Origin of the sequence: Natrinema sp. SYSU A 869 (assembly GCF_019879105.1) — an archaeon.
In the GTDB taxonomy this organism is placed as follows: domain Archaea; phylum Halobacteriota; class Halobacteria; order Halobacteriales; family Natrialbaceae; genus Natrinema.
Genome location: NZ_CP082248.1, coordinates 171,373 through 198,216 on the forward strand (window position 1 = coordinate 171,373; position 26,844 = coordinate 198,216).

At 58.7% G+C, this 26,844-nt stretch carries 27 protein-coding genes and 1 pseudogene; 18 read left to right on the forward strand and 10 right to left on the reverse strand.

Translation table 11 applies throughout. The annotated features are described in order from the left end of the window. The first annotated feature begins 177 nt into the window (after positions 1–177). A complete protein-coding gene (locus K6I40_RS04680) occupies positions 178–693 on the forward strand; it encodes a hypothetical protein (protein WP_222914465.1) in 516 nt (171 codons plus the stop codon). Between the two features lie 45 nt (positions 694–738). Further along, positions 739–1,476 carry a sugar phosphate isomerase/epimerase gene (locus tag K6I40_RS04685; protein ID WP_222914467.1) on the forward strand — a complete coding sequence of 246 codons (738 nt, stop codon included), beginning with the start codon at positions 739–741 and terminating at the stop codon, positions 1,474–1,476. Positions 1,477–1,524: 48 nt separating this feature from the next. On the opposite strand, the gene K6I40_RS04690 is transcribed toward K6I40_RS04685, so the two are convergent. Further along, positions 1,525–2,106 carry an ArsR family transcriptional regulator gene (locus K6I40_RS04690; RefSeq protein WP_222914469.1) on the reverse strand — a complete coding sequence of 194 codons (582 nt, stop codon included), beginning with the start codon at positions 2,104–2,106 and terminating at the stop codon, positions 1,525–1,527. Then, a complete protein-coding gene (locus tag K6I40_RS04695; RefSeq protein ID WP_222914471.1) occupies positions 2,094–2,414 on the reverse strand; it encodes a hypothetical protein in 321 nt (106 codons plus the stop codon). Before K6I40_RS04695 ends, K6I40_RS04690 begins: the two co-directional genes overlap by 13 nt. A gap of 280 nt (positions 2,415–2,694) precedes the next feature. Here K6I40_RS04695 and K6I40_RS04700 point away from each other — a divergent pair, with 280 nt between their 5' ends. From K6I40_RS04700 to K6I40_RS04710, 3 genes are read left to right on the forward strand one after another with little or no spacing between them, the layout of a single operon-like run. Beyond that, the gene (locus tag K6I40_RS04700) at positions 2,695–3,048 is read left to right on the forward strand and encodes a four-helix bundle copper-binding protein (RefSeq protein WP_222914473.1); all 354 of its coding nucleotides are present in this window, start codon (positions 2,695–2,697) and stop codon (positions 3,046–3,048) included. A 7-nt stretch (positions 3,049–3,055) separates the two neighbouring features. After that, on the forward strand, positions 3,056–3,409 hold the full coding sequence (locus K6I40_RS04705; RefSeq protein ID WP_222914476.1) for an SPW repeat protein: 354 nt from the start codon (positions 3,056–3,058) through the stop codon (positions 3,407–3,409). Beyond that, positions 3,372–3,959 carry a glycosyltransferase gene (locus K6I40_RS04710; RefSeq protein WP_222914478.1) on the forward strand — a complete coding sequence of 196 codons (588 nt, stop codon included), beginning with the start codon at positions 3,372–3,374 and terminating at the stop codon, positions 3,957–3,959. Before K6I40_RS04705 ends, K6I40_RS04710 begins: the two co-directional genes overlap by 38 nt. Positions 3,960–4,961: 1,002 nt before the next feature. Here K6I40_RS04710 and K6I40_RS04715 read toward each other — a convergent pair. Both K6I40_RS04715 and K6I40_RS04720 read right to left on the reverse strand, forming a co-directional pair. Beyond that, entirely contained in the window at positions 4,962–7,562 is a 2,601-nt protein-coding gene (locus K6I40_RS04715) for a PAS domain S-box protein (RefSeq protein ID WP_255681621.1), read from the reverse strand. A 397-nt stretch (positions 7,563–7,959) separates the two neighbouring features. Further along, positions 7,960–9,051 (reverse strand): AI-2E family transporter, encoded by a 1,092-nt coding sequence (locus tag K6I40_RS04720; protein WP_222914480.1) that lies wholly within the window; start codon positions 9,049–9,051, stop codon positions 7,960–7,962. 146 nt (positions 9,052–9,197) lie between these two features. On the opposite strand from K6I40_RS04720, the gene K6I40_RS04725 reads away from it, so the two are divergent. The 5 genes from K6I40_RS04725 to K6I40_RS04745 all read left to right on the forward strand — a co-directional run bounded on the left by K6I40_RS04725 (position 9,198) and on the right by K6I40_RS04745 (position 13,474). Next, positions 9,198–9,785, forward strand: a complete 588-nt coding sequence (locus tag K6I40_RS04725; protein ID WP_222914482.1) for a hypothetical protein — start codon at positions 9,198–9,200, stop codon at positions 9,783–9,785. Then, positions 9,782–10,399, forward strand: coding sequence for a hypothetical protein (locus K6I40_RS04730; protein ID WP_222914484.1), 618 nt, complete (start codon positions 9,782–9,784; stop codon positions 10,397–10,399). The genes K6I40_RS04725 and K6I40_RS04730 overlap by 4 nt, the downstream gene beginning before the upstream one ends. A 209-nt stretch (positions 10,400–10,608) precedes the next feature. After that, complete coding sequence (locus K6I40_RS04735) at positions 10,609–11,331, forward strand: hypothetical protein (protein ID WP_255681622.1); 723 nt, start codon at positions 10,609–10,611, stop codon at positions 11,329–11,331. 355 nt (positions 11,332–11,686) lie between these two features. Further along, a complete protein-coding gene (locus K6I40_RS04740; protein ID WP_222914488.1) occupies positions 11,687–12,466 on the forward strand; it encodes a formate/nitrite transporter family protein in 780 nt (259 codons plus the stop codon). A gap of 72 nt (positions 12,467–12,538) precedes the next feature. Beyond that, positions 12,539–13,474, forward strand: a complete 936-nt coding sequence (locus K6I40_RS04745) for a diacylglycerol kinase family protein (protein ID WP_222914490.1) — start codon at positions 12,539–12,541, stop codon at positions 13,472–13,474. A 55-nt stretch (positions 13,475–13,529) separates the two neighbouring features. On the opposite strand, the gene K6I40_RS04750 is transcribed toward K6I40_RS04745, so the two are convergent. Both K6I40_RS04750 and K6I40_RS04755 read right to left on the reverse strand, forming a co-directional pair. Then, positions 13,530–13,742 (reverse strand): hypothetical protein, encoded by a 213-nt coding sequence (locus K6I40_RS04750; RefSeq protein WP_222915013.1) that lies wholly within the window; start codon positions 13,740–13,742, stop codon positions 13,530–13,532. Between the two features lie 1,150 nt (positions 13,743–14,892). Then, on the reverse strand, positions 14,893–15,198 hold the full coding sequence (locus K6I40_RS04755; RefSeq protein ID WP_222914491.1) for a hypothetical protein: 306 nt from the start codon (positions 15,196–15,198) through the stop codon (positions 14,893–14,895). Between the two features lie 621 nt (positions 15,199–15,819). Here K6I40_RS04755 and K6I40_RS04760 point away from each other — a divergent pair. From K6I40_RS04760 to K6I40_RS04775, 5 genes and pseudogenes are all read left to right on the forward strand, one after another. Further along, on the forward strand, positions 15,820–16,014 hold the full coding sequence (locus tag K6I40_RS04760; RefSeq protein ID WP_222914493.1) for a hypothetical protein: 195 nt from the start codon (positions 15,820–15,822) through the stop codon (positions 16,012–16,014). Between the two features lie 138 nt (positions 16,015–16,152). Continuing rightward, positions 16,153–16,823 (forward strand): annotated as a pseudogene (locus K6I40_RS04765) (bacterio-opsin activator domain-containing protein). A 75-nt stretch (positions 16,824–16,898) separates the two neighbouring features. Beyond that, positions 16,899–17,237: a hypothetical protein gene (locus tag K6I40_RS04770; protein WP_222914495.1), complete on the forward strand. Its 339-nt coding sequence runs from the start codon at positions 16,899–16,901 to the stop codon at positions 17,235–17,237. Between the two features lie 1,151 nt (positions 17,238–18,388). After that, the gene (locus K6I40_RS27890) at positions 18,389–18,868 is read left to right on the forward strand and encodes a DUF839 domain-containing protein (protein ID WP_255681623.1); all 480 of its coding nucleotides are present in this window, start codon (positions 18,389–18,391) and stop codon (positions 18,866–18,868) included. Continuing rightward, complete coding sequence (locus K6I40_RS04775) at positions 18,865–20,055, forward strand: alkaline phosphatase PhoX (RefSeq protein WP_255681624.1); 1,191 nt, start codon at positions 18,865–18,867, stop codon at positions 20,053–20,055. The genes K6I40_RS27890 and K6I40_RS04775 overlap by 4 nt, the downstream gene beginning before the upstream one ends. Positions 20,056–20,314: 259 nt before the next feature. Here the strand turns inward: K6I40_RS04775 and K6I40_RS04780 are convergent, their stop codons facing one another. Both K6I40_RS04780 and K6I40_RS04785 read right to left on the reverse strand, forming a co-directional pair. Further along, a complete protein-coding gene (locus tag K6I40_RS04780) occupies positions 20,315–20,530 on the reverse strand; it encodes a hypothetical protein (RefSeq protein WP_222914497.1) in 216 nt (71 codons plus the stop codon). After that, positions 20,527–20,802 (reverse strand): hypothetical protein, encoded by a 276-nt coding sequence (locus K6I40_RS04785; protein ID WP_222914499.1) that lies wholly within the window; start codon positions 20,800–20,802, stop codon positions 20,527–20,529. The genes K6I40_RS04780 and K6I40_RS04785 overlap by 4 nt, the downstream gene beginning before the upstream one ends. 142 nt (positions 20,803–20,944) lie before the next feature. On the opposite strand from K6I40_RS04785, the gene fmdA (K6I40_RS04790) reads away from it, so the two are divergent. Next, the gene (gene fmdA, locus K6I40_RS04790; protein WP_222914501.1) at positions 20,945–22,216 is read left to right on the forward strand and encodes a formamidase; all 1,272 of its coding nucleotides are present in this window, start codon (positions 20,945–20,947) and stop codon (positions 22,214–22,216) included. Positions 22,217–22,241: 25 nt separating this feature from the next. Here fmdA (K6I40_RS04790) and K6I40_RS04795 read toward each other — a convergent pair whose 3' ends face one another. Next, positions 22,242–22,559: a hypothetical protein gene (locus tag K6I40_RS04795; protein ID WP_222914503.1), complete on the reverse strand. Its 318-nt coding sequence runs from the start codon at positions 22,557–22,559 to the stop codon at positions 22,242–22,244. 147 nt (positions 22,560–22,706) lie between these two features. Here K6I40_RS04795 and thsA point away from each other — a divergent pair, with 147 nt between their 5' ends. Next, a complete protein-coding gene (gene thsA / locus K6I40_RS04800; protein WP_255681625.1) occupies positions 22,707–24,422 on the forward strand; it encodes a thermosome subunit alpha in 1,716 nt (571 codons plus the stop codon). 52 nt (positions 24,423–24,474) lie between these two features. On the opposite strand, the gene fmdA (K6I40_RS04805) is transcribed toward thsA, so the two are convergent. Then, a complete protein-coding gene (gene fmdA, locus K6I40_RS04805) occupies positions 24,475–25,737 on the reverse strand; it encodes a formamidase (RefSeq protein WP_222914505.1) in 1,263 nt (420 codons plus the stop codon). 287 nt (positions 25,738–26,024) lie between these two features. Here fmdA (K6I40_RS04805) and K6I40_RS04810 point away from each other — a divergent pair, with 287 nt between their 5' ends. Then, the gene (locus tag K6I40_RS04810) at positions 26,025–26,672 is read left to right on the forward strand and encodes a hypothetical protein (protein WP_222914507.1); all 648 of its coding nucleotides are present in this window, start codon (positions 26,025–26,027) and stop codon (positions 26,670–26,672) included. Positions 26,673–26,844 lie beyond the last annotated feature (172 nt).

Below are 26,844 nucleotides of genomic sequence, written 5' to 3' on the forward strand. Positions count from 1 at the left end.
GCCGTTTGTCTCGAGCGCGCATTTAGTACCCCCATTCATGCTAAAGGCGACAGACGCCGTCATCCGGATCGTCGAGATGTCGAATTCGTATACGCTGTCGTCTCTCCATCTCGAAAATCACCGGCCGACGACGGCCGGTATCGGATCTAACTTCTCGCGTCGCATAGTCGGGGTCGAATGGTCAACGCCTTCTGGCTCGATCGCGACCTCGAGCGGACCGCGGCGTGGCTCGTCGACCGCCACGTGACGAGCAGCGTCTTCGAGTGTTCGATGGTGCTGACGACCGCGGTCCAGTTGAACGGCTATCCCGAATCCGATTCGCTCTATTTCACTCATCCCGACAATGAGCTGACGCGCTGGGCGGCGCGGTCGCTCGCCAACTGGGTGTACCTGCGCGACTACACCGACCGAGCCCACGAGGAGTGGCGATATCGGTGGGACCACGACCCGACGGATCGCCACGGCTCGTGGGCGACGGTCCGCTCGCTCGACGACGCGGTCGTTCGCGACCTTGAGTGGCCGGCCGAGGGCCGATCCGACCCGCCGCAACTGACGGGGGAGTGGACGGCTGACGACTACGTCGACGCCTACCGGTACTACTACGCCAACGAGAAGCGCCATCTGTTCGGCTGGTCGAAAGATCGATCGATGCCGCCCTGGATTCCCGAATACACGGTCGACGGCGAGGCGTGATCTCGAGACAGAATATTTCTGCCCGCGCGGTATAGTATGGCTGACATGGTGCGAACCGCGATACAGTTGTACACGCTGCGTGACCTCGACGACGGGCTCCCGACGCTGCTCCGCCGCGTCGGCGAGACCGAGTTCGATGGTGTCGAATTCGCCGGCTTCGGCGAGACGTCACCGCGAGAAGCCGCCGATGTACTGAACGAGGTCGGTCTCGAGGCCGCCGGTGCACACGTCGGAATCGACGCACTCGAGGACGACCCCGACGGAGCGGCCGAGATCTGTACGGCCCTCGACTGCAATCGCGTCGTCGTCCCCTATCTCGACGAAGCGCAGTTCGAGACCGCGACGGCGGTTCGAAAGACGGCCGACCGGCTTTCGGCGCTCGCGGACCGGCTCGCGGAGCGCGATCTCGAACTCGGCTATCACAACCACGACCACGAGTTCGCCGCGCTCGAGGGCGACGACCGGAGCGCCTTCGAGGTCTTGATCGACGAGACCGACGATACCCTGTCGATCGAACTCGACGCGGGGTGGGCGGCCGCGGCGGGTCACGATCCTGTCGCGCTACTCGAGCGACTCGAGGGGCGCGTCCCACTGGTACATATCAAAGACGTGGCCGACGGCCGACCGGTCGAACTCGGCGACGGCGAGGTAGATATTGAGGCGTGTGCGGCGACCGCTCGCGACGCCGGAGCCGAGTGGCTGATCTACGAACACGATGAGCCGACGGATCCCGCCGCCTCGCTCGCGCACGGGGCGCGGACGCTCGCGGAACTTCGCGAGTAATCGGAGGGGTCGGATACGGTCCGTCGAAACGCTAGGTTCCCGGGCGGCTCAACTCCGAACCCCGGTTTCGGCGTCCGTCGACGAGTCCGCCTGCAACTGCCCCCGAAGGTACCGTTCGCCGCGTCGCGTCAGCCGATACTTTCCCCGTTCGACTTTTTCGACAAACCCGTGGTCCGCCAGTTCGATCAGGTGACGGTTCACTTCCTTTCGATTGAAGCCGGTGTTGAAGGCGACGACTGCTGGCGTCAGCACGAGGTCCGTGCCGTGGAACGCGCCGAGGATCTCGTCGTCCATCGGCGTCATCCACTCGGCCGGCCGTCGGACTCGCGACGGCTCGCTCAACAGCACGCGCTCCCACTCCGTCGTCCGCAGGTCGTTCGTCACGGGGTCGTAGAGGCCGAAGACGACCAGCAACGCGGCCGTGCCGTGAACCCAGTGGACCAGTTGCGGCGCGACTAGCTCGACGATCGGTCCGCCGATCACGGCCAGTACCAGCCCGGCGACAGTCACGAGCACGAACCGCCGGTAAGCCGTCACTGACGCCTCGAGCGAGAGGAGATACAGGAGCTCGAGGGCGACGACGACCCCGATCGCCAAGTTGTACCTGATGAAGGGGGTCAGTCCGTCCACGGGATCTCACCTCCCGATTGATCGCGGCGGAGCTGTCGGTGGCGCAGTATCAGCAGGCCAACGAAGATCGCGACGATCGTGTTCGCCGCGCTCCGGAGGACGTGGAGGACCAGCGACTCCGGCTCGACGACGAGCAACATCGTGTGGTAGATGGTCATCGCGACCATCCCGACCGAGAGGAGAGCGATCGACGTGCCGAAGGGGGAGTCACGGAAGATCCCCCAAGACAGGAGCGCGAACACCCCGGCGCCGGTGCCGGCGACGATCGCGAACGGAACGCCGAGGAGGTGGACGACGGAGTGGGTCATGTTGCGGGCTTCGGTTCCGGTGGTCGTGAAGCTGCGGCATGGTATTTCATCGGCGTAACGATCGGATCGAAACTGTCCCGACGCGGTGCGGTATCGGTTGGCAGCGGTGGCGGTGATCCACCGGTGACTCTGCCGCCGGCCTCGCGGTAATCATCTGTGAACCGCTCCTCACCGATCGGCCGTCCCGCGGTGCCCACTGCGAGTCTCTTCCCTCACCGTTCGGTCGGGCTGTCGTGGACTGTGAATAACAAAGCGGGTCGTAGGCGACTGATTGATCGCAATGGCACTGACCCAGATCGATCACGTCAGCGAAAACGAGGAGATGCAAGAGTGTATCGACAACTGCTTCGAAGCCGCCCAGGCGTGTGAGTGGTGTGCCGACGAGTGTGCCGGCGAGGGCGAGGAGATGGCCAAGTGTCTCCGGCTCTGTCGCGACGTCGCCGACTTGACGACGATGCATGCGCGGTTCATGGCCCGTAACTCGAATTACAGCACGGAACTCGCTGAAGCCTGCGCCGGCGCTTGCGAGGAGTGCGCCGAAGAGTGTGAACGTCACGACGCCGAACACTGTCAGGTCTGTGCGGATGTGCTGCAGGACTGTGCGGAGACCTGCCGGAACATGGCCTCGGCCTGAACGGCGAATGGATGCGACGCCGAGACTCGCTGCCAGCGGCAACTGCCTGCTTGGCTGCTGGCTGATCACCGCCCCCTTCGTCTTCGCCGTGGCGGGAATCGCTCGGTGGAACGACGTCCTGGTCGGCACCGCGGTTGCGGTCGTCGCCGGCTACAACTACGCTAGCGTCCGCAGCCGGCGGCCCCCGAGCGCCACCGGAGCGGGAGTCGTCGCGGTCCTCGGCTGCTGGCTCGTCGTCGCTCCCTTCGCTCTCGGATTCGAGGGACCGGCGCTGTGGAACGACGTCGTCGTGGGGACCGTGATGGCGAGCTTCGGCGGCTACAATGCGTACACCGCGACCGCCGCCGACCGCGATCCGTGAGAGTGTCCTCCTCACGAACTCGCGGTGGATGGCTAATGTTGTTCAAGATGTCTACGACGTTCGCCCACAAGTTGTCCATCCACCGGTTGACACGGACAATTTTGAGCCGCGCCCATGGGATGAGCGCGAGAACGGATTCGTCACCGTGGGCCGACTCGCCCGCTACAAGAACGTCGAAGAGACGATTCGCATCGTCGACGGCGTCCGTAATAGCGGCCACAACGTCCACCACCACATCGTCGGTCCTTCCTACCACCCCGACTACCGGCGCGAACTCGAGGCGATGGCCGACGCCTGCGAGTACGTCACGCTCGAGGGCGAACTCCCGCGCGAGGAACTCAATCGATCTGCTCTGTACGCACCGCTATGGACTCCACGGCAAGCGCCACGAGCACTTCGGGACGGCGGTCGCCGAGATGGTCGCAGGTGGTGCGATTCCGTTTGTTCCCGACAACGGCGGACAACGCGATATCGTCGATCGCCGCGAGGAGCTACTATACGGAACGCCGGACGAGGCCGTCGCGAAGATCGATCGGGTGCTTTCCGATAGGTCATTTACGGATGCGAGGTTGTCACCCCGGCTTTCGACGCGATGTCCGCCTTGATCCGGAGCGCGTCGAAGCTCGGTTCGGTCGCGACCGCTTTCGCGAGGAAATTCAATCTCTCGTCCGGGGGATACTGGACGGTGAAGAGACACCTCAGCGATTCGAGGAGTTACCCGCGAAGTAACTCGTACCGAACCCGACCGGGTAGCCGTTTTCACAGTCTAGGAACTCCAGACAAACCGAAGGGGATGAGGCGGGGGGCTCCAACAAACAGTTAACTTCCGATACGGGGCGTTCGTGTTCGGCGACCGTCACCGTGGCGCGATCAGTCCGAAACCAGCTGCATCTCGATTTGTTTCCGGGGAGAGACGAATAATAGGTGAAATAGCCACCTATTCTCCGTTCTCTGGGCCATACTCGAGGAAACGAAACTGTCTGATCTGAAAGCATGCCATATTGATGGCGAGTTAATGGATAAGAAGGACGTAACACACTTCTGGTCAACGGGCCACGATTCCAATTCAAATATCCAATTAATTTCGAACTCGGTGTCAGAAGACAATATCAGTGAAGCAATCTATAAAGCTGTTGAGAATATGGAGACAACTCAACAAGACTCGTACACTGATAACAAGTGACTTCTCAATGGATATGGAACCCAACCAGATTATCCTCGAGCGTTCGGTCGAGGTCCAGCGTTTCACCGCAGATCGGACATTCGACCGGTGGCATGAATGCTATTTCTTTCCCATTCTTATCCATTCGGTAGAAAGCGATCGGCTGTCCGCCTATACAACGAGGCAGTATCCGAAAGAGCAAGCGGTGAACACCACATCCCAGAAGGGTGAGGGTAGGGGTAACGGCGGTTTGGCACTGCCAGCAGTTCATCACACCGATGCTGTGGGACTACCCGTGCCCGAAAGGTATGGTCGTCCGGTGATTGGACTGCGAACCTGACACTCCCACCGCTTGGGATTCCTCCGCGTTTACGCGGAGGAGGATGTCAATCAGGTACCATCTGGGGCCGGGAGCGACACCGAGAATGTTGCTCCCTCATCCGGCTCCGAATCGACCCAGATCTCGCCCTCGTGGCGTTCGACGATTCGCTTGCAAAGCGCGAGCCCGATACCTGTACCGGTATGTTCCTCCTGAGTGTGGAGCCGCTGGAACACCTCGAAGATACGATCCTGATCTTCGTGGTCGATCCCGATCCCCTCGTCGCTGATTGATAGAACCCGCTCGTCGCCAGCCCATGTGGCCGAAACGCGTACACGTGGCGGCTCAGCGCCGCTGTATTCAAGGGCATTCCCCAGCAGGTTCTGGAACAACTGGCGGAGTTGACTGGCGTCACCCTCGATCGCTGGGAGATTCTCAGTTGTAATCTCCGCATCGGTCTCCTCGATCTGGAACTGGAGATCAGCCAGCACGTCCTCAAGGACAGCGTTCAGGTCCACCGGTTCAAACGAGTCACCCTCTGTCTCGATGCGAGAGTACTCAAGCAAGCCCTCGATCATTGTTCGCATCCGGTCAGCACCATCCACAGCGAACTCGATGAACTCCCGGCCGGTCTCGTCCAACTCGTCGACGTATCGATCCTCGATGAGTTGGAGGTAGCTCGACACCATGCGTAACGGCTCTTGGAGATCATGAGAAACCGCGTATGCGAACTGTTCGAGGCGCTCGTTCGACTCCTTGAGTTTGCGCCCGTATGTCTTCCGTTCGGTAATGTCACGAGCCACACCAACTACCCGCGTCAAACCGTCGTCGTCCTGAACAGGGTGACCAGGGGCTTCGATCCATCGTACTTCTCCGTCTCGAACGATCCGAATCTCTTCGTGCTTCGGCTCGCCCGTTTCGAGGGCCTTCTCGATACCCTGTTGTACCCCCTGTCTGTCCTCTGGGTGAACTATATCAAAGAAGTCCTCCCAGGTTTCGACTGTAGTTCCGTAGAGTGACTCCGCCGAGGGATAGAACGAAACTTCATCGTTCTCGACGTCCCAGTCCCAGACGACCGCATCGGTGGCATTGAGGGCGAACTCCATCCGGTCTCGGACACGCTGGAGTTCCCGCTCGCGTTCTTTCCGCTTAGTAATGTCTTGGACTGCTCCGCGGAGCAAGGTAACCTCTCTATTATCTACGTTGGGATCGCCCTTGACATGGAGCCAGCGTACCTCGCCGTCAGGTAATCTGAACCGAGCCTCTACGTCGAATGACTCGCCGGAGTCGAGCGCCTCCTCGACGGCGTTCTCGATGATCGGTCGGTCCTCCTTGTGGTAGACGTCGAGGGCTTCGTCCAGTGATGGTTCCTCGTCGTCGGGTATTTCCAAAATCTCGAAGAGATGCTCGGTCCAGAACGCCTCACGAGTGTTTGTGTCTATCTCCCAGCCGCCGACGTCTGCGATGCTTTCCGCCTTTTCCAATAGTTCGCGTGTCCGTTCGAGTTCCTTTTCGCGCTTCTTGCGGTCGGTTATATCCCGGAAATACACGGAGAGGCCAGATTCCGAGGGGTAGACTCGGACCATCGCCCAGATTCCCAACGGGTCAGAATCCCATTCGAAGCTCACCGGTTCCCGGGTAGCCATCGACGTCTCGAACTTCTCGAAGAGCAGGTTGGATTCATCGACATCGAGCACCTCCCAGGGTTTTCGTCCAAGAAGTTCCCCTGCCGATTTACCGAGATATGCCTCGGTGCGTTGATTCATATACTCAAATTTGAACTCATCGTCGAGGGCATAGAACGCATCATCAATTCGCTCGAAGATGTCGTCGAGTTCCTGCTCAAGTTCGTCGCGCTGCCGCTCGAGTCGCTTAGCCTGCTCCTCCAGTTGTTGCTCGTACTCACGCCGCTCGGTCATATCGCGGGTAACCTTCGTGAATCCCTTGAGCCCTCCCTTGTCATCTCGGATGGCGGTGATTGTGACGTTTGCCCAGAACGTCGAGCCGTCCTTGCGGACCCGCCACCCCTCGTCCTCGATACGGCCCTCGGCCGTAGCGCTTTCGAGATTCCGATCTGGCAGGCCGTCGGCGATATCGGTGTCGGTATAGAACGTCGAGAAGTGCTCGCCGACAATGTCGTCTTCCGAATAGCCCTTGATCCGCTTGGCCCCCTCGTTCCAGCTGATGATCCTACCTTCGGGATCAAGCATGAAGATAGCGTAATCTTTGACAGCACTCACGAAAGCGCTAAACTGCGCTTCGTCTGGCTGCTCACCACCTGCCAGATTTTCCGCAGGTTTCCACCAGATTCGGCTCAAATCGTCTCTTTGTTTGGTTTGTATCTCTCCCTGTTCGGCGAGGTCCTCCAGACAATGGCGGGCGGTTTGACGGGGGCACTCCAGCTCTTCGGCGACTTCCCCCGTGAAGACTGGCGCCGACGGTTGGTCTGTTTGGCTGAAGAACACCCGAATATCATCTATCGTGACGTCTGGTGGTGGCCCAGGGAATTCCATTGCCTCCGAATATGGCCGTGAGCCTATAAGCGCTTGGCGTCCCCGGGGTAGTTTCCGCCAGATTCGACTTATTTCACAGAGAGTTTCATCAAATAATATGGTTATAGAACCGATTTGAGCCGGTCTACGATTTGGTACCCGGAGATGGGGGAGAGTCAAGGCAGATGTACACGCGAGTGGCACCGTCCCCGTCGAGTTTCTGAGTCAGACCGTCGTTGTCGCCGGACGACCAGTAGTCCAGGAACAGTCGTGTCGGCCCGATAGTGGCCGCAAGCAGATTAGAGATGTCCTCACGCCCCATCCACCGCCGAATCCGTCTTGTGTTCGAATCCAGCCGCTTCCGCAGCAGCGAAATCTCGTAATCCTCCTCATTGTCCCTGTTGTCGTGCGTTCCCGGCCAGTAATCCAGTCGGCGTTCCACGTCCCGTGAGACCGTCCGCTCATGATCTGGACCGTCATCCGCAGCACCTGTTCCAGGCCATGACGGGAGCGCCTTGAGCAAACTCACGTTACGACCGACAGAATCGGTAATACAGAGATGTGCCGTCGGTCGCAGTCATTCTCCGAGGAAATCACTACTGAGGGAGGGGAAGATCATGTGCGCGAAATGGACCGCGAGGACGACGACGATAGGGCCGAGGAAGAGTCCGTACCAGCCGAAAGCGAGGGTCCCGAGGAAGTACCCGAGGAGAACTAACCCCATGTGGACGCCGCTTCGCGCGGAGAGGTACGACCGCGCGAAGAAATCGGGGATCGTGTCGACGACGACGAACGTGAGAACCAAGAATGCGATCGGGTGCCAGAGCGGCGTTGACGCCGTCACTGCGAGTCCGAACAGAACAAGTCCGTACGGGACGTAGACGATTTTCATTCCGACGGCCGGTATCAGCGTCCCAATTCCGATAAGCAGTGAGAGTAACACCGGCGTCGCAACGATAGCCCCACCCGGTGTGAGGTAGTTGAGACCGGTGTACGTTATGGCAGCGGTTACGGCTGCAACCGCAATGACCGCGAGATTACTAAGAAAGACCGTTTCGAGGTCGTCGTCGACCGACTCGATGTATGAGACGATCTCGTCGTCATGGTCGATGCTCTCATAGAACCACCGTCGTAACTTCTGGTCGTCACGCAAGAGATAGAAGAGAAATGTGAGCATGAGAAAGAACCGAGCGAGAACTGAGAAGACGAATCCGGCGAACGACTGTAGTCGTCCCAGCGCGCTCGGAACGCCTTGGCGGAGGACGCCAGCGACCGGGCTGCCGGAACCAGCTGTGAGTGCGTCTCGGAGTCTGTCGACGTTGCCCTCCCTGACCAATCGCAAATACGGCTGGAAGAGCGATCGATATGCCTCGAGTTCACTCGAAGCGAGGAATTGATCCAGCTCCCGGAGTGCGACGACGCCCGCGTAGACAATGACGGCCGCCATGGGGACGACGACGAATAGTATCGTGACTGTCGTCGTCACGTTCGGGTGGTCGATGACGCGATCGAGTTGGCGATACAGTGGACGCGTCGCGTAGTAGACGAATATCGCGAAGAGTACTGTCCCCACGTATCTGAAGAGGGCGATTCCGATCAGTATCGCGATACCCAAGCCGAATCCAACCCAGAGGAGTCGCTCGCCGTCCCATCCGTCGAAAACGGCCATGGTCAATTACACGGATACAAACCGGAAAAATGCCGGTCTTGAAAGAGTAGACTGTAATCATCGCGTGGTCGTCGCAGAAGCGAGTAGTCGACACGGCGGCAAATGCGGCTGCGGGTTTTAGTGTTCTCGAACCTAGTTAGTGCTCTGTGACGCTCGAGAAACTCGTCCGCGACGAGTGGATGAACGCCGTCATCGGATGGTCGTTGACGGGCATCGTGGCGCTGGGTGCCATCGAGAGTATTCTTACAGGTGTTCTACTCTGGGGTGGGTTCGAGCTAGTCATCGTCGCTATGGTATCAGTACCAGCGCTGATAACCAGCGATTGGACGGCGATGGTTCCCTGGCCGCTCTTGGCAGTCGCTACGCTCTCAGTCGTCGCCGGTGTGGCCGGATTTCCGTCCGAGACCGTGGTGTATCTCGCTGTTGTGACGCTCGCACTCATCGTCGTTGTCGAGCTTGAGACGTTCGCATCGGTCGAATTGAGTCGTCGGTTCGCTGTCGCCTTTGCGGTACTGACGACGATGGCACTTCAGGCGCTCTGGACCATCACGCAGTTCTACTCGGATCAATGGTTCGGGACCGAGTACCTGCGCTCACAGACTGAACTCCAGTGGGACTTCGTCATCGTCACCGTCGTGGGGCTCGTGCTCGGCGGACTCTTCCAGTGGTACGCCGATCGATTCGAGCCGGCGGGTGCCGTCGCTCGAGCCGCAAATGGAACGGAATCACCATGACGCTCGGCGACGCACTGGGGCTGACGGATGCTCAAGAGCGCCGTATCGTTCGAGGCCTGCAACTTGGGCTCGTCGTGCTCCTCGGTTACGGGGTAGTGACGTTTCAGTTCGGAATCTCCGGAACGGCGGGATTGGCCCTTGGGATAACGCTCCTGCCGGCGTGGTTGCGTTGGGAATACGGATACTCGATGGATGCCGGACTCGTCCTCTGGATCACCACCGCCGTGATCCTCCACACGGTGGGATCGCTCTGGCTCTACGAAGCGTACCAGTGGTACGACGAGATCGCCCACACCGTCTCGGCGTCAGTCATCGCGGGACTGGGGTATGCGGCCTTCCGGGCGTTCGAGCTCCACTCCGACGAGATGAACGTCCCGTCGACCTTTCGCTCCGTGTTCATCGTCGTCTTCGTCCTTGCGATCGGCGTCATCTGGGAGGTACTGGAGTTCGCTCTCGGCGGCGCGGTGGTCACTGTCTATGGAATCGACGATATCGTTACTGACTTCGTGTTCAACGCAGTCGGCGCAGTGATCGTCGCGATCTTGGGGACCGGCTACGTCGGCGAACTTGTCGGATTCTTCAGGCGACGACTTCGGTCTAGACCCGAGAACTAGATCCCTGCAGTGACGTTCGATCGATGGCGCTGCCAACGGCTGCAAAAGCCAGCACGAGGACTATCTGAGGACGGGGTGAATGACTGATTGTCCGGGAGGGACATCGATTCAGCATGAACGACCAGCCTAGCCGGAAATCGCGACGGTGGTTCGTAAAGGCGGGGTCGGTCACTTCGGCCATATTGGGACTCGGAGTGACCAAGAGTGCAGTGGCACAGGAGACGTCTACCGAGAGCGACGCCGGTGGTGGCAACGGGCAGTTTCGGGAGGCGATCGCGACCCGTGAGACGTACTTTTCGGGCGCGATCTTCCGGGTCGTCTCGCCGGCACTGGAGGACGCCCCCGTGGTGGACAATCCGGATGTCCTGCAGAACCACAGCGTACGCATCGTCGAACACTTCAACACGAACGAGGAGGGGTATCTCTTCGCACCCCAGGACGCGCAGATCGAAGAAGGAGAGCAGTACGTGTTTGACGACCGGTTATCGCCGTCGACTGAAGACGAGCTAGCAGTCAACGATCTCGTCCGCGTCCAGTACCGACCGCTCACCGGAGAAGACCTCCCCTTCAAGCTCGAGGCCAAGGAAGACTTCGAGATTCTGAATGAGGGTGGCGGCGAAGCCGCCGTCCGTCCCGATAACTTCTTCTCGAGCTCACCGTTCAAGATAACTTCGGGACCGCAGGGCTGGGTTCCACAGGATATCGAGCAAAGCGGCCTGTTTACGGGGTACAATACTGTCCATGCCGAATACTTCGGTACGAACAATCGGTTCCTCTTTTTCCCTCAAGAGGGAGCAGAAACGGAACAGGGAGAACTCTACGTAATGCGTGACGAGTCCGAGATATTCGATCCGGCGGGCAATCTCGTGGCCACCGAGTTCGATGTCGTCGACGAAGAAACCCTTACTATCGACGACGATTCCCTCCGGTGAGACCCTCCCCGGCGTTTACGCCGGAGAGGATGTCACACCTTCGACGTCGCCGACGAGAACAGGCCGACAGGACGCATGATCGTGGGAAGGAGTCGATTCAACTACGGCGAGCGAAATCCCATCGAAACGCAGTACAGGCCGCCTAGGCGGATCGATCGCTTCCTGCCGTCCGGAGGAGCGGTCCGCCTCGAGCTCGCCGCCCGGTGAGGCGAGTCGACGCCCGCTCTGATCGTGATCGGCCGAACCGGGCGTCGGATCGGCGACCGTCTGCCGAAAAGGTGCCGACTCGCCCAGTATCATGTCGGTTGAATATCCATGGCTATGTGTTATCCAGTTAGTACGTGTCAACTCCGACGTGCCAATTGCTCCGGATCCAGCAGAGATATTCGATCGGGCAGTCACGGAAGGTGAACGGCGGCTCGACCAGTCACTGCTCGAGCTCACGGCGACCAGCTTCATCGCGGGATTTACCATCGTCTTCGGTATTGCCGCGCTCGGAGTCGTTGACGGACTGGTCGAACCGCGCTTCGGTGACGTTGCACATATTGCGGGCTCACTCACCTTCGCGGTCGGCGTCGTCTTCCTGGTCGTCGGCCGATCGGAGCTGTTCAACGAGAACTTCTTCGATCCGGCCGCGAAGGCGGTTGACCAGAACGGTTCGTGGCTGCTCGGGTCGCTCCTTCGCCTGTGGATCGTCACCCTCGCCGTCAACCTTGTTGGCGGGTTCCTCTTCGCGTTCGTCTTTGCCGTCGATGGCGTTCTTCCGTCCGGCACAGCACACGCACTGTCGCGGACTGCCGAAGCAATCATCCACCGGCCGATGAGAGGAATGTTCGCAAGCGCCATCATCGGCGGTGCGCTCGTGAGCTTACTATCGTTCCTCCTCCAAGGCGTCAACAGCGTTCGGAGCCGCATCACGATGGCCTACATTGTCGGGTTCCTGTTGGCCCTCGGGCCGTTCGACCACGTAATCGTCACTGCAATCCACGTCTTCTTTGGGCTTCTCTTCGACGCTCAGATCGGGTACGGAGCACTGGCCGAAACGATTGTCATCACGACTGCAGGGAACTTCGTCGGTGGAATCGGCCTCGTTACGTTCACCCACGTCGCTCAGGTGGTGGGTGCGGAAGAATGAACGCAACGAGAACCGACATCCCGGCCGCATCCAGCCCAGTGTACTTGAGCGCTCATCCCGTCCGATTCCGTCATGACCAGTGGAGACACGGGTTCGACGGACAAGATGACCAAGGACACGCGTCGTCTCATCCTCAATCCGATGAGTGGGGAGGGTGACCATACTGAACAGGCCCATCAACTCGCCACTGATCACGGATTTCAGACCGTCGAGACAGAACGCGCCGGACATGCGGTCGGTCTCGCGACGCAGGCCGCCGACGACGATGTCGATCTTCTCGCGGTCTGTGGCGGCGATGGGACTGTCCACGAAGTCGTTCAGGGACTCGTCGCTGCCGACGCACTCGAGGATGTGACGCTCAGCATCATCCCAGCGGGAACGGCGAATATCGCCGCGTCGGCGCTGGGAATCGAGACCGTGAACGACGGGTTCGCGGCCGCGGAACGAGGCGATACGAGGCGACTCGACCTGGGGACGGCCGACGGCGAGCCGTTCGTGATGTCGGCCATCGCGGGCCTCCCCGCAGCGGCGAGTACGACTACCTCAGGGGAACTCAAGGAACGAATCGGCACGCTCGCGTTCGTCATCGAAGGCCTGCGGACCGCCCGAGAGTTCGACGGGCTCGAGGTGGCGGTCGACGCCGTCGCTGGTGACGGAGAGTACGCTTGGCAGGGCGAAGCGCTGTGTCTGCTGATCGGGACCCTCCGGCACTTCACTGGCGAAAATGAGCCTTTAAACGCCCAGACTGGCCGTCTCGAGGTGACAATCGTCGATCAAATGCCGCCGGCGGACGCGATCGCCGAGGCTGTCGAACGACGGCTCTTCAGTCGGGAAACGCCCCACGTCACAACAATCGAAGCGTCCGAACTCGAGGTCGTTGCCCTCGAGGACGAGCCGGTGCGGTTCAGTCTCGACGGAGAGCACCGGAAATACGAGACGGTTGAAATCGGTGTTCAACCGCGAGCGCTCCGTGTTTGCGTGGGGGAGGAGTACAGTTCCGGAACGTGAGTCGGGTCCGCCTCGAGAGTACGTCGACCGAGGCCGTTCCCTGCCGGTGTGACGGTTAAGCCCGCAGCCGTGGAAGTCCGCGGCGAACGCCATGCGCGTACTTCTGGTCCGTATTGAAGTACGCGTTGAGTTCGTCGAGGTCCGGGTCGGTCAGCGTGAGCAGGGTGACATCGTGGTCGTCCTGCAACGCCTCGAGCACGTTCATATTGACGGCTTCTCCGCCGCCTTTCGACATGAGGTCCATATGGACGACGCCGATTTCAGCCATCGTATCAAACCAGATAAATGGACTACCGATAGCTCCTAATAGCTGTTACAGGCAATGGGAAGGGACTCACGGTTCGGTCAATTATGTATCATAAAAAGCCGTGTTAATCAAATCCCTGTATGTCCGTCGAATCACCGTACTTTTGGACAGAGTATCCAGAAGTTCGTCTCTTTCTCAAGAGTGAGAGATGTTTCCCAGAAATTCACTGTTCGACAGCGATAGCGCGTATTTGGATATGGCTCAAGTCAGCAACATCAGACTGACCAGTAGTGGGCAATCGCGTCTCGTTTTCCCCTACTCGCACCTTCGCTGCTCGCTGAGAAAGGGGAGGGCGTCCCGCTCGTTCACAGCAAAGACGTGACTGACGGCCGTCCAGTCGAGTTCAGCGACGGTGAGGTGGACATCAACTTGTGTGCAGCGGCTGCCCGTGATGCCGGCGCTGAGTGGCTGATATACAAGCACGACGACCCGGTCGATCCTATCGCCTCGCTTGAACGTGGGGCACAGACGCTCTCGAAAGTATGCAACTGATTCGTTGATGTCGCTTGGTAGATTTTCGTCGAACAGGATTCGTTACAGTTTCGAACTGATCAGCGAGACACTATTTATCTCATTTTTAGATAATAGTTAACTCAGATCATCACACAATATACTGTAGAGATGACTGAAGAAGGTGAGAGACAGCGGGCAGCAGCAGTATGTGACAACTGTGGAACTGCCCATGCGGTACGTCTCGGGCCCGACGGGGAAATACGGCCGATCGGGAGCGGACGGGATGCCACTTGCACATGTGGAAATGCCAATCTCCGTATCTTGAGCAACGACGCGGAGGTTCTCGAAGACGTAAATATGTAGAATCGGCGGTGTTCGATCACGAAGACTAATCAGGACAATGGCTTTCTGAGTCATCTCTATTGACCACTGCGAGTATTGAACTGCTCTGCGACCCGTCGGGTGCCGGGCCGAGGTTTTGCCAGCAGCTGCGGACGCCCCCGACAGATGGTGCGGATTGCCGTAGCGCACACGGATCTGATGGCGAAAGGCGGCGGTAGGGCCGTCTGTATGACCGTCCTTGAGGCCCTCCACCGATATCACGACGTACGGTTGCTCACGCTGATGCGGCCCAACTTCGCCGAACTGAACCGGTATTTCAACGTCCGCTTTCGATCGCCCGTTCGTTGAGCAACTGTCGCGTCGTCGACGTCGCCGGATAGACGTTATCTGCCCAGACGTGGATCTCGAGGTCGTCCCGGTCGAGCGAGATAAGTCCGATGCCAGAATCCTTGCACTGCTTCTCGTGCTTGATCGCGTCTTCGATTGCATCGGCGTCCATGACTACCCAGCGCATATCGGCGTAGGAGTCGGATCGGATCGCCTGTCGGAGTGCCTGTTCCCAGCCGCGTTGCTTGAGCTCGAAGGTACGAATCGAGAGGGCGTCTGGATATCGGACTGTCACGGCCGCAATATTCGATCGACTGGTGAGGTTGGGATCGGTAGAAAACTGCTTGCCTTCGCGTTGACCACGCTGATCCAAAATATGTGGCAGCAGTGATCTCAATCGGCGTCGATGATTGAGTATTCCTTAGAGGTCAGGCGACGCGACTCGACAGCCACACGGCGCCGCAACATGCTCCATCGGACCGCGTGTGTGTACCAGAATCACTGCTTTCCCACAGTGCGGACACGATGGCAGCGACCAGTCTTCCTCCTCTCCTGACTGTCTCTTCTCGCTCATAGCCACCTCGAGCGGTGACTGTCGGGATCGACGGCTCCTCGAGTGCGATACGACTCTCGTGCGGGACGTTTATATCCCGTTAGAAGTAAGCGAAACATGGCTTGCAAACCGCTCGTTTGGAAGCCACGTCTCGGGTGGTAGTGACACCCGGGACATTTCAACGCATGCCCCCGCGACAAGGTGGAGCGCGGCTTCCATCTTGATTAATGATACCTAGTTACTTATAGCATTGGGATTACCACTCGAGAGAAATAGTCGGCACCAATCCTGCTCGGTGATTGCTCGCCGGTATTCTGGCCGCCGTGCTCTGAGTTATATCCAATCAGGAGGCCACTGCCGGCGATGTCTGAATCCGAATACAGAGATGACCGTCTCATCGCTGTCACGCTGACTGAGTTCAGCATCCAGTACGAGCAGGCCGATCCCGAACTTGCTGAACATGCATGGCAACTGGCTGCCATCCGTCTCATCGATTACGATAGTCGGCCCGCTAGGGCTGTCGACGCACTCGAGATTGGAGCGCCAAGTAGAGAGTGAGACTAATCAGAGAATAGCTCACATAATAGTATTCTGATGAGAGCTACCGTTCAGTACAGGTATAGCAATTATCACCTATCTCTGGGTCAGTATCACGTCCAGCCATGGTCTTATTCTGCGTGAGACTGAACTGGCCTTATGAGCATTATTGCAGAGTTTTCCGTTGACTCAGACGATTTCGCCCTCCATGAATCGTTGACTGCTGCACCAGACATGATTGTTGAAATTGAGCGTGTCGTCGCAACGCTTGAAGACAAGGTTATGCCATACTTCTGGGTCAGTGGTGGTGATCAGACGGAGTTCGAAGACGCATTCCGCGATGACAATTCCGTGCAGAATGTTACTGCTATTGACGAGGTTGATGGTGGGAAATTATATCGGTCAGAATGGACTGAGAATATCGAGACGATTATCTATGCGTACGTCGAAATTGGGGCGACCATTCTCCAAGCGATCGGGAGAAACGAGAGTTGGGAACTACGGATGCGGTTTGACGATCAGGATAAACTCTCACAATTTCAGGCATACTGCAGTGAAAATGATATCTCGTTCGTACTCAACACCCTCAGAGAGCAGGAACAACCAATGGCGAGTGCACAGTACGACCTAACGACAAAACAACGAGAAACCCTTGTTACGGCACTCAAGGCGGGCTACTACAATATCCCGCAGGAGACGACGATGAGTGAATTAACAGATGAATTGGGGGTCTCTCAACAGGCCCTCTCAAAACGCTTTCACTCAGGTCATAAAATCTCATTACAAGCACCTTGACCGTCAGCCACCCAGACGACGAAGAGTCAGAGTAGCGGAAAACCATTTATACATAAAGGAGTGGTCGATACAACCCTTCTCCACTTGGAGTAAAACGACTACAAGAGAGTATGAGTGATTTACTGCAAGCGCAGGAAAGCATCAATTCGGTGTTTGAGGTATTCGCACATCATCGTCGTCGATATGCCCTCCGCGAGTTACGGCGGCATGCGAACCCGATGAAACTCGCCGATTTAGCTGATGAATTGGCTGTCCGAGAAAATGAAACACCAATTACTGACGTTCCAGCTGACGAGGTGAAGCGGATCTATATGTCGCTCTACCACACATATATCCCAAAATTGGAAGAGGCTGATCTCGTTTGCTACGATCAAGAACAAGATTCAGTCACGCTTGCAGAGCAGGCTAAACACATTGAACAATATCAGGAAATCATTACAATTGGTTGAATTATGAGTGAATCAGCACGCGAAAAGATGCTGCCAGATGCTGTGAGTGTGGTGCAGTATATGCAGCATGGATATTGCCTGACGACTCGATTCAACTCATTGGCCGAAAAGATGGCTGTCAATGTGGAGCATCAGCCTTCGAATTAGTAGACGCCGATCCCGATTGGGAGTAGAAACTATGACCTTCAACCTACCAACAGAGTGCCCGATTTGTGAGGCAATATTAGCACCAGACCGTTCACTTGAAAGCACCTTATCAAGAAGCATACCCATCGCGAAGTAGTCCGGCACCTTGTACCCCTACAGGGCCAAATCGCTCACTAAGAACCTCATTTAAAGACCGCTTTTGTTCAGTTCGCATGTGTAGTGAGCGTGTATTCTATGACAGAATAGATTCAGCAAAGCCGAAAACGTGATAGCGGACTCTAGCAGATTCTGCTATCAGTCTCCAACTCTAGTGATTGAATTTCTAGGGTGGTTTTGGAGGATAGTATATTCAACAGCAGACGTATTGACCTCCTCCACGCCCTTCAGGACGTGGAATCCGCCCATCTGATTTCCGCCGGGTGTGGCGTTCGAGGTTCCAGCCCGCACTCAAGGGGAACCGGCAGCATACCGGGGGAACTCTCGTTTCCTCCCCTGTATAGGGCTGTGGCCCGGTCAAACAGGCCCCGTCGAATACCATGTCATCGCCGTGCGAACCACCGCTGGTTCGCCATCCTTTGTGGTTCAGGAACGGCATCTCACGGTATTCGTCGCACTCTATGCTACGACGCACCACACTAAAACAGTTTTGATGGAAATCCGGTCCGGCCATCTACGACAGTTGGTCGGATAGGCCTACCGCTCGACCCGCGCCTGAAGACGCAGGTATGCGCTATCGTTCTGTATCACCTCCCGACCCTCCTCCAGAGTGGCGGTCACTAACCGTTTCGATGGCCCAACCACGAGATAGATTGGTAACCGCCATCTCTTTATCACCGACATGCTGCTCAGTTCAGGAAATAGCTGAGTTAGTTTTGATGTCAGTTAACAATCTGTATGTGTTGGTATCACAGAGGAGTTCAATGGATGCTACTCCGTGAATGCTCTATACCTATATACATGAAATATAATAGGTTAACGTCCTAATTGAGTTTCATCCGTTTGCAATGCGCGAATCCGTAACCCGGCGAGACACGCTTACGTCGATGCTTGTAATGGCCCTAAGCGGGAATGTGGCCGCAAATCCTGGACGGAGTAAGGGCAACGGAAACGGTCACGGCAATCACGATGATCACCACGGGGCGGACGAACCAACGCTTAACCGATTTGCGACGACGGTTGCGGGTGCGGAGTTCACTGGTATGTTCCTCTCGGATAATGGACAGCTCTTCTTTAACGTCCAGCATCCATCGAGCGCCGAAACTGACGGAGTTGGGGACGGATACCTCCCTAGTGCTGTTGGCGCTGTCACCGGCATCAATATGAATGACCTCTCTGGAGACTTCTCAAGCGTCCAGCCGCCAGAGGGGACTGCGACACGTGTCAAGACAGCCGCTGGAGAATACCAGGTTCTCGCCGAGGGTGGCGATGAGACTGAGACCGGCCAAAATTGGGCATCCCATACAGTGACGATGGCGAGCCGATGACAGCAGGTGCGAATCCGGATTTCAACGGGTTCGTTCCAACTGACGAGGATTCGAACGAGGGCTACCTCTTTACGAACTGGGAAACCCAGCCCGGGATGGTGAGCCGCATGCACATCAGTCAGAGAAGCGATCAGGGGGAGTGGTCGGTCCACGAAAAGCAGAATCTCGATTTCCGCCCAGTTGAGGGAACATGGAATAACTGCTTTGGCACCGTCTCTCCGTGGGGAACACCGCTTACTTCCGAGGAGTATGAACCAGATGCATACGCGTGGTTCCACCCCGATGAAACCGGGTACGGTAATCCGGAGCAGCGTTTCGAGGACTACCTCGGTTACTTCGGGAACCCGTACCGGTACGGCTACATCGTCGAGATCGAGAACCCGACCGCTGACGATCCTGCTCCGGTAAAACACTACGCGATGGGGCGTTTCTCCCACGAAAATTCTGTGGTGATGCCTGACCAGAAGACGGTCTACATGAGCGACGACGGGACGGGCACGGTCTTCTTCAAGTTCGTCGCCGACGAGCCAGGCGACCTCTCCGCAGGCACACTGTACGCTGCCCGTGCCAAACAAGAACGTGGCTATAACCCCGCAGATGTTGGGTTCAGCCTCGACTGGATCGAACTTGCTCATGTGACTGACGAACAGGTTGAGCAGTGGATCGCAGAGTATGATGATCAAGGCTCCTCAACGGATCCGAACTACGTCACTGATAAAGATGTACAGAAATGGGCTAGTGGGAATGCTGAGGATGACCGCGCAGCGTTCCTCGAATCACGTGCGGCTGCGGCCGCCGTCGGTGCGACCGACGAGTTCCGCAAGATGGAGGGCGTCAATGTCAAGTCGAATGCACAGCCCGGTGATTTCCTCTACATGGCTATGTCGGAAGTCAACGAGACAATGTCCGACTGGGAAGGTGACCTCCAACTGAAGGGGAACGACTACGGTGCAGTCTACCGGATGCGCTTGGATGGAAGGTACGACGTCCGTAAGATGGTGCCAGTCGTGGCTGGCGGTCCCGGGGCAAATATCTGTGGTGGGTGTCCATATGACGCTAAACCGAACTCAAAAGTACGGTCTGTCAGGATTGTGAGTTTAATCCGGCAAAGAAGACGAGAACGGTGTTGTCGGTGCGGGGATGCAGAAGGTGAAAGACACCTTCTCGCGCCGAGAGATCGACCCTGAGAACACCATTGCAAACCCCGATAACCTGCTAGTGATGGAAGACGGTCGCGTCATCATCGGTGAGGATTCCGGTCTCCACCGCCCGAACATGATGTGGCTGCTAAACCTTGGCCAACAGTAACCAACACTCCGTTTCTATCTCCTTATTCCCTCGTATTACCCGTTCAGTTCGCATACCTACCTACCATCCTATTCGTCCTAATTCATAATGAAATTTAGACAATGAACAAACGAGCAGAGGAGAACTATATAGGTTCTCCTACTCCGGACCCGCAAGGACCTGCACATTGGACTGCGTCACGCAGAGACGAAACTCACCAACCGAGAATCTTACCTCGAGATTAGTGCCTGCTGAGTCGACGAGTTGCTCGAGCGCTTCGATGTCGATCACCCGTTGGAATTGGTACTCGTCATGACTGAGTCCCTGCTCTTCGAGTGTAGTGACAATCTCGAGGAGGAGATTTCGCTCACTCATCCACCATCACCTCGTCGACGACATCGATGATCTCCGCGGCTGTCGAACTGACCACGGGTCAACTCTGACTCGTCGATATCGACGTCGAAGACCACGTCCTTGACGCGGTCCTCGGTAAATTCGATATCTCTGATGTTCACAGTCGTGAGGACATCACGGAGGCAACGGTTCAGGAACAGTAGTTCCGGTTCAGAGAGCATAGTCTTGTTCCGCAGTCTCGACAATATCAACCGGGCATCGAACCTATTCGATCCCGGTCGTGAAAGGGCCATATCGGGGCAGCCAGCCGTCCGATACCGTTCGATACCGGGATTACCTCCTATCTTTTTTATATTTTCGTGAAGCCATCCATCGAAACCATTAATACCGTGTTCATGGCCACATGGGGTGGGCCTACTGGCCTGATGTGATCACATGCCCGAAGTACGATTCGAGGTGGACACCGACGCGCCACCCGACGAACAGCCGGGGGACAATCCGTTCAACCGCTGGCACCCCGACATCGAGTCTGTCGTCACCGCCGAACCGGGGGAGACGGTTCGACTTGAGTGTCTGGACTGGACGGGCGGACAGATACGCGACAACGACGACGCGAATGAGGTCCGCGACGTGGACCTGAACCAGGTCCACTACCTGAGCGGACCGGTAGCGGTCGAGGGCGCCGAACCGGGAGACCTGCTGAAGACGACGCTGCTCGATATCGGCGCGCTGAACGAGCGATCCGAGTACGGGTTCACAGGAATCTTCTCGCAGCAAAACGGCGGCGGCTTCCTTACCGATCACTTCCCCGACGCGGCAAAGGCAATCTGGGACCTCGACGGGACCTACGTTTCCTCAAGACACATCCCGGATGTCTACTACGAAGGGAAGATCCATCCCGGACTCATCGGGACGGCTCCCTCGCAGGAACTGCTCGAAGAGTGGAACGAACGCGAACAGGAACTGATCGAGAAGCACGCCGAGGATCCGGAGTCGATCCAGAACCACCCGACCGGCGAATCGGAGCCGCCGGTCGCATCGCCCCCGACAACGGACGGCGCATTGCCCGGTGAAGCCTCCGGCGATGCTGCCGATCGGATCGCTGAAGAGGGCGCCAGAACGGTTCCACCGCGGGAACACGGTGGCAACTGCGACATCAAGGACCTCTCGCTGGGCTCGACGATCTACTTCCCGGTGTTCGTCGAGGGCGGGAAGTTCGGCATCGGCGACATCCACGCCTCCCAGGGCGACGGAGAGATCACGTTCTGTGGCGCCATCGAGATGGCCGGCTACGTCGACGTGAAGTTCGAACTCGTCAAGGACGGTATGAGCAAGTTCGGCATCGACCACCCCATCTTCGAACCGGGGCATCGTGGACCGGACTTCTCGAACTACGTCGTCTTTGAGGGCTACTCGGTAACGGAAGACGGCGAACAGCGGTACATGGATCCACACGTCGCCTACCGACGTGCCGCTCTCGACGCGATCGAGTACCTAACCAAGTTCGGCTACACCGAAGAACAAGCCTACATGATCCTCGGGACGGTCCCGATCGAGGGGCGACAGAGCGGGATCGTCGACATTCCAAACGCTTGTTCGACGATCGCTCTCCCGAAGGAGGTCTTCGAGTTCGACATCAGCCCCGACGCGCTCGACGAGGCAGGTGACCTCGGCCAGGTCCCGATCACCGACGATCCGCTCGGGTAACGCGCGCCCTCACGTTTGACGGCCCTCAACCGTCGAACACTCCTTCCTCGTCGAGCACGTCGCGAACTGGAGCGGTCAGCGGAACCAGTCGCTCCTCGTCGATTGCCTCGAGGTCCCCGAGGTCCCCCGTGGCCAGCGCGTGATAGCGGGCCGCGCTCAGGAGTGCGATCCGCATGACATCGTTCGTGTTTACGGTTTGCTCTTCGAGGCAGTCGTTGAGTTCGTCCTGGATCGCTCGCAGTCGCTCCCGCGTTTCCATCGACATCGTCAGTGATACCTGGAACTGATGGGAGACGTCCTCATGGAAGCGTTCAGCGGCGGTTGCGATCTCGTCGTCCGTCATCGTCGGGTGCCACCATGGTCGGGAACGTAAGTGTTCGGGCGCGATGCCGCGAGGCGGAGCGACCGGACACCTCCCCGACAGAGCCCGACGTGAGACGGCACAGTATCTTTTTGTCTGCACCCGATGTGGGAACTACTCACATCCACTATGGAACACGACGGCATCGATCGATCAGTCCTAGTCCAGAACCACGACGTCCACCGGCTTGAGGGACGGGACGCACAGACGGACAACTTCGCGGCCGCGAAGGCCCTCTCCGACGTGATCGCCTCGACGCTCGGGCCCAAGGGGCTTGACAAGCTCCTCGTGACGTCCGACGGAACGGTGGTGGTAACGAACGACGGTGCGAGTATCGTCGACCGGATGGAGATCGTCCACCCGGCCGCACGATCCGTCGTCGACGTCGCGAGCAAGCAGGACTCCCGGGTCGGCGACGGAACCACCTCGACGATCGTCTTGACGGGAGCACTGTTGACGGAGGCCGAGTCGCTACTCGAGTCCGGTCTTCACCAGACGTCCGTCGCGCGCGGGTACAGCCTCGCCGCCGAACGGGCGACCGAAACGCTGCGGCAGCGAACGGTTCCGATCGACAGCGACGACGAGGAGCAACTTCGATCAATCGCCGAAACGGCGATCACGGGCAAGTGGAACCAGCAGGCGAGCGAGTTCCTCGCGGAGAAAACGGTCAGCGCGGTTCGAGCGATCCAGCGGGACCGGACGGTCGAGTTGAGGCGACTCACCCGCAAGGCCATTCCAGGAGGGTCCTACTACGACTCGGAAGTCGTCGACGGGCTAGTGATTGACATGGAGAGTTCGTCCACGACCGCAGTCTCGCCCGAACCTGGACCGCTGGACGCGTTCAACAGCGCCACCGTCGCGCTCGTCGACGACCAGCTAACGATCGAAACCGTCAGCGGACAGGGAGCGGTCAGTCTGGAATCGCCGGACGACCTCCAGACCCTCCGGACGTACGAACGGGACATCTACGAACGGTACGTCGACCGGATCGTCGACACGGGAGCGGACGTTGTCTTCTGCCAGAAGTCGATCGACGACATGGTCCGCTACCTGCTCGCAAGAGAGGGCGTCCTCGCCGTCGAACGGACCAGACAGGACGAACTCGAGAAACTCGGCCGAGCAACGGGTGCCCACGCAGTGGGGACGGTCGACGACCTCACCGAGAGCGACGTCGGCCGAGCGCAACGGATCGATCAACGTGACCTCGGCCCGACAGAGGTGATCGTCGTCGACGGCGGCCCCGGCGTCGAACAGGCGTCGCTGGTCCTGCGCGGCGGCACCCAACAGGTCGCCGACGAGGCGAAGCGGGTCGTCGACGGGTGCTTCCACGTCCTCTCGCACGCGATCGAAGACAGCATCGTAGTCCCCGGCGGCGGTGCCACCGAGGTATCACTCGCGTCGGACCTCCGATCCTACGCCGCAAGCGTTTCCGGCCGCGAACAGCTCGCGATCGAGGCGTTCGCCGACGCGCTGGAGGCGATTCCACGCCAACTCGCGTCCTCTGGCGGAATGGATCCGATTGACACGATCGTCGAGTTGCGAGCCAGTCACGATGACGGGGAGTTCGCGACGGGCCTCGTCTTCGAGGGTGAGTCCGGGACGATCGACGACGTCAGGGAACGTGGCGTCCTCGAGCCGTTCGCGGTCAAAGCACGCACGATCTCGGGTGCGGCCGAGGCGGCGAACCTGCTCGTTCGCGTCGACGACGTTGTCGCGACCTCCGGCAAGGAAACTGGGGAGGAGGCCGAGCACGACCACGATCACGGCCCGGGGGCTTGTCGAAAGCGAAGAGGGGTACCCCTGGGCGGTCGGGCACTCGATGGGGCACTGAGACCGGTGCCGTGACCACTGGCGGCTCCGAACTCCCTCGAGAAAGAATTGATCGGCGGGTCGACGATCAGGACGGTTTCGCGACGTCGCCCTTGCCGCCGACGGACTCGTACTCATCGGTGAGCGTGTCCGGATCGATGTCGATGTCGAATGCCTCGTTTGGGACCGACACCGTCACGCAGGTGTTGGGCAGGTCGACGATCCCCGCGATCCGGCTCTCGACGGGAATGGTGCTGAGGAGGATGTACGCCTGTTCTTCGGTGTAGCCAAAGTTCGTCAGGTAGTCGATCGCGTCCAGGCAGGCCCGGCGCATGCCGACGTTCGCGTTCTTGTAGTGCTGGGTCCCGTCCTCGTCGACGGAGTAGCCCTCGAAGACGATATAGTTCGAGAAGTCCGGATCCTGGTAGCCGGGCTTGAACATGGCGTGGTTGGTTCCCAGCTGGTCCATTCCGTTCTTGATGACGTCGACTCTCATGTCGATCCAGCCGGCAATCTCGATGGCGCCACAGAACGTGATCTCCCCGTCGCCCTGGGAGAAGTGGAGGTCACCGGTGATGAAGTTCGCACCTTCGACGAACACCGGGAGATAGACCCGGGAGCCGCGACCGAGGTTCTTGATGTCGCAGTTGCCCGCGTTCTCTCGGGGCGGGATCGTTCGGGCGGCCTCCTCTGCCGCATCCTCGACGTCCTCCTCGTCCATATCGCCGAGCAGCACCTCGTTCGGTTCCGGTGGCAGGGCAAGCGGCGGCTCTTCTTCTCGGGTTTCGTGACTGACCGCGGTTTCGGCGTCTGCTCCTCGTTCGATGAGTGCTTGCTCACGTTCGTTCCACTCTTCGAGCAGTTCGTGTGAGGGGGCAGTCCCGACGATGCCAGGGTGGACACAGCCCGGGAACCTGACGTCCTCGATGTGACGTGAGTGAGTCATCACGCCGTCGACGTCCCAGATGGCCTTTCGGGCTTCCGGGAAGTGGTCGGTGAGGAATCCACCACCGTTATCCAACTCGAAGATTCCGGTGAATCCCCACTCGTTGTCCGGGAAAGGCCCAAGATCCAGAATGTCGATGACCAGTACGTCACCGGGTTCGGCTCCCTCGACCTCAAAGGGGCCGCTCAAGTGGTGATTGGGATCCAGCCGCATGTCCCGGATGTCATTCGCGCTATCGTCGTTTTTCACTTGGTTCCCCGTCCAGTCGAGACATTCAATCCGAACTTTTTCACCGGGTTCGATCGTCGCTGCCGGTGGAACGTCCGGGTGCCAGCGGTTCACTATCGGATCCGGTTGCTCGTCGATGGAGGCGTCTACGTCCACCTCGAATACCGTTTCAGGCATGATACATGTTGACGGACCACACATCAGTATTTATAGCTGATTCTCGAGAGAGCGCACACTAATGATTACGACACAGCCAGAGTGCAAATGAACGCGAGTCTACCGGTGTGGGACCGCGACCGTGATGCCGATCGACTGTCGCTGCGACCGTCGCCGCTGACGCAATGCCGGCGACCCGATATCGTCTCCATACTTGCGGCCAGCCTCGAAGGGCGATCTGCGCTCGAGGAGCGTAAGGACCCGACAACGTTTTTCCGCCGAACGTGGCCGATTGGTGTATCCAGCCAATGACCACGCGAACTTCGCTTCCGGCGATCGACGACTGCCTCGAAGCATATCTCGCGGCCCACGCCGACTTCGGTGCGGAGCCGTTCTCCAGCGCCGACCTCGCCGACCGCGTGGACGGGTTCGACCCGTCGGAGCCGACCGGAGCACACCGACTCGATCTCCTCATCGCGTACGGTCTCGTCGATCGGATTGGCGACGATCGATACCGGATTCGTTGCCGACCGGACGAGAGCGTCGCTCGGTGGCAGGAACGGTCCGTCGAACGGGCCGCGACGGTACGTCGTCTGGTCGCGGACCGAACGGCGGGTCACGAAACACCGTCCAACGACCCCGAACCCCTATCACATGACGGCGATTCCTTCGCCAGTGTTTTCGTCTCCGAACAGGACGACGTCGAGACCGTCGCTACGACAGCGGCGGCCGCGCTCGCTCGAGACGCCTCCCTCTCGGGGATCGTGTTGCGAGGGGCGGGATCGCGCGCCGATCACCTCCAGCAGATCACAGACGAACTCTGTAATTCCGACGTCGTCGAGCACACCGACCTTGAGCAGTCCTTCGAAAAGGTCGTTTCCGATGTCGTCGGCGAGTCGAAAGACACACTCGAGTTTCGCTCGTTCCTGCGGATAACCCAGACAGCAGAGTCCTGAGAGGGAACGGCTCGGGAGGCATGCGCCCGCGTCGATCGGGGGTCAACCGTCGGTCCCATGACTGATGGTCTGTGCGACCGCGTTTTGCGTGATACAGGTCCACTTAAGTGGATCTGTCGCTGCTCCGTGGGACCGCTCCGAGAAGTTTCGGCCGCGCCGACGGATCACACTT

Coding starts and splice junctions, on each gene's coding strand:
- K6I40_RS04775 (WP_255681624.1), top strand. CDS start 18,865: ATGACAGCAGGTGCGAATCCGGATTTCAACGGGTTCGTTCCAACTGAC.
- K6I40_RS04695 (WP_222914471.1), bottom strand. CDS start 2,414: ATGACCCACTCCGTCGTCCACCTCCTCGGCGTTCCGTTCGCGATCGTC.
- K6I40_RS27890 (WP_255681623.1), top strand. CDS start 18,389: ATGCGCGAATCCGTAACCCGGCGAGACACGCTTACGTCGATGCTTGTA.
- fmdA (WP_222914505.1), bottom strand. CDS start 25,737: ATGCCTGAAACGGTATTCGAGGTGGACGTAGACGCCTCCATCGACGAG.
- K6I40_RS04700 (WP_222914473.1), top strand. CDS start 2,695: ATGGCACTGACCCAGATCGATCACGTCAGCGAAAACGAGGAGATGCAA.
- K6I40_RS04710 (WP_222914478.1), top strand. CDS start 3,372: ATGCGTACACCGCGACCGCCGCCGACCGCGATCCGTGAGAGTGTCCTC.
- K6I40_RS04780 (WP_222914497.1), bottom strand. CDS start 20,530: ATGAGTGAGCGAAATCTCCTCCTCGAGATTGTCACTACACTCGAAGAG.
- K6I40_RS04760 (WP_222914493.1), top strand. CDS start 15,820: ATGTCTGAATCCGAATACAGAGATGACCGTCTCATCGCTGTCACGCTG.
- K6I40_RS04810 (WP_222914507.1), top strand. CDS start 26,025: ATGACCACGCGAACTTCGCTTCCGGCGATCGACGACTGCCTCGAAGCA.
- K6I40_RS04720 (WP_222914480.1), bottom strand. CDS start 9,051: ATGGCCGTTTTCGACGGATGGGACGGCGAGCGACTCCTCTGGGTTGGA.
- K6I40_RS04685 (WP_222914467.1), top strand. CDS start 739: ATGGTGCGAACCGCGATACAGTTGTACACGCTGCGTGACCTCGACGAC.
- K6I40_RS04795 (WP_222914503.1), bottom strand. CDS start 22,559: ATGACGGACGACGAGATCGCAACCGCCGCTGAACGCTTCCATGAGGAC.
- K6I40_RS04680 (WP_222914465.1), top strand. CDS start 178: ATGGTCAACGCCTTCTGGCTCGATCGCGACCTCGAGCGGACCGCGGCG.
- thsA (WP_255681625.1), top strand. CDS start 22,707: ATGGAACACGACGGCATCGATCGATCAGTCCTAGTCCAGAACCACGAC.
- K6I40_RS04750 (WP_222915013.1), bottom strand. CDS start 13,742: ATGGCTGAAATCGGCGTCGTCCATATGGACCTCATGTCGAAAGGCGGC.
- K6I40_RS04705 (WP_222914476.1), top strand. CDS start 3,056: ATGGATGCGACGCCGAGACTCGCTGCCAGCGGCAACTGCCTGCTTGGC.
- K6I40_RS04770 (WP_222914495.1), top strand. CDS start 16,899: ATGAGTGATTTACTGCAAGCGCAGGAAAGCATCAATTCGGTGTTTGAG.
- K6I40_RS04730 (WP_222914484.1), top strand. CDS start 9,782: ATGACGCTCGGCGACGCACTGGGGCTGACGGATGCTCAAGAGCGCCGT.
- K6I40_RS04745 (WP_222914490.1), top strand. CDS start 12,539: ATGACCAGTGGAGACACGGGTTCGACGGACAAGATGACCAAGGACACG.
- fmdA (WP_222914501.1), top strand. CDS start 20,945: ATGCCCGAAGTACGATTCGAGGTGGACACCGACGCGCCACCCGACGAA.
- K6I40_RS04785 (WP_222914499.1), bottom strand. CDS start 20,802: ATGGCCCTTTCACGACCGGGATCGAATAGGTTCGATGCCCGGTTGATA.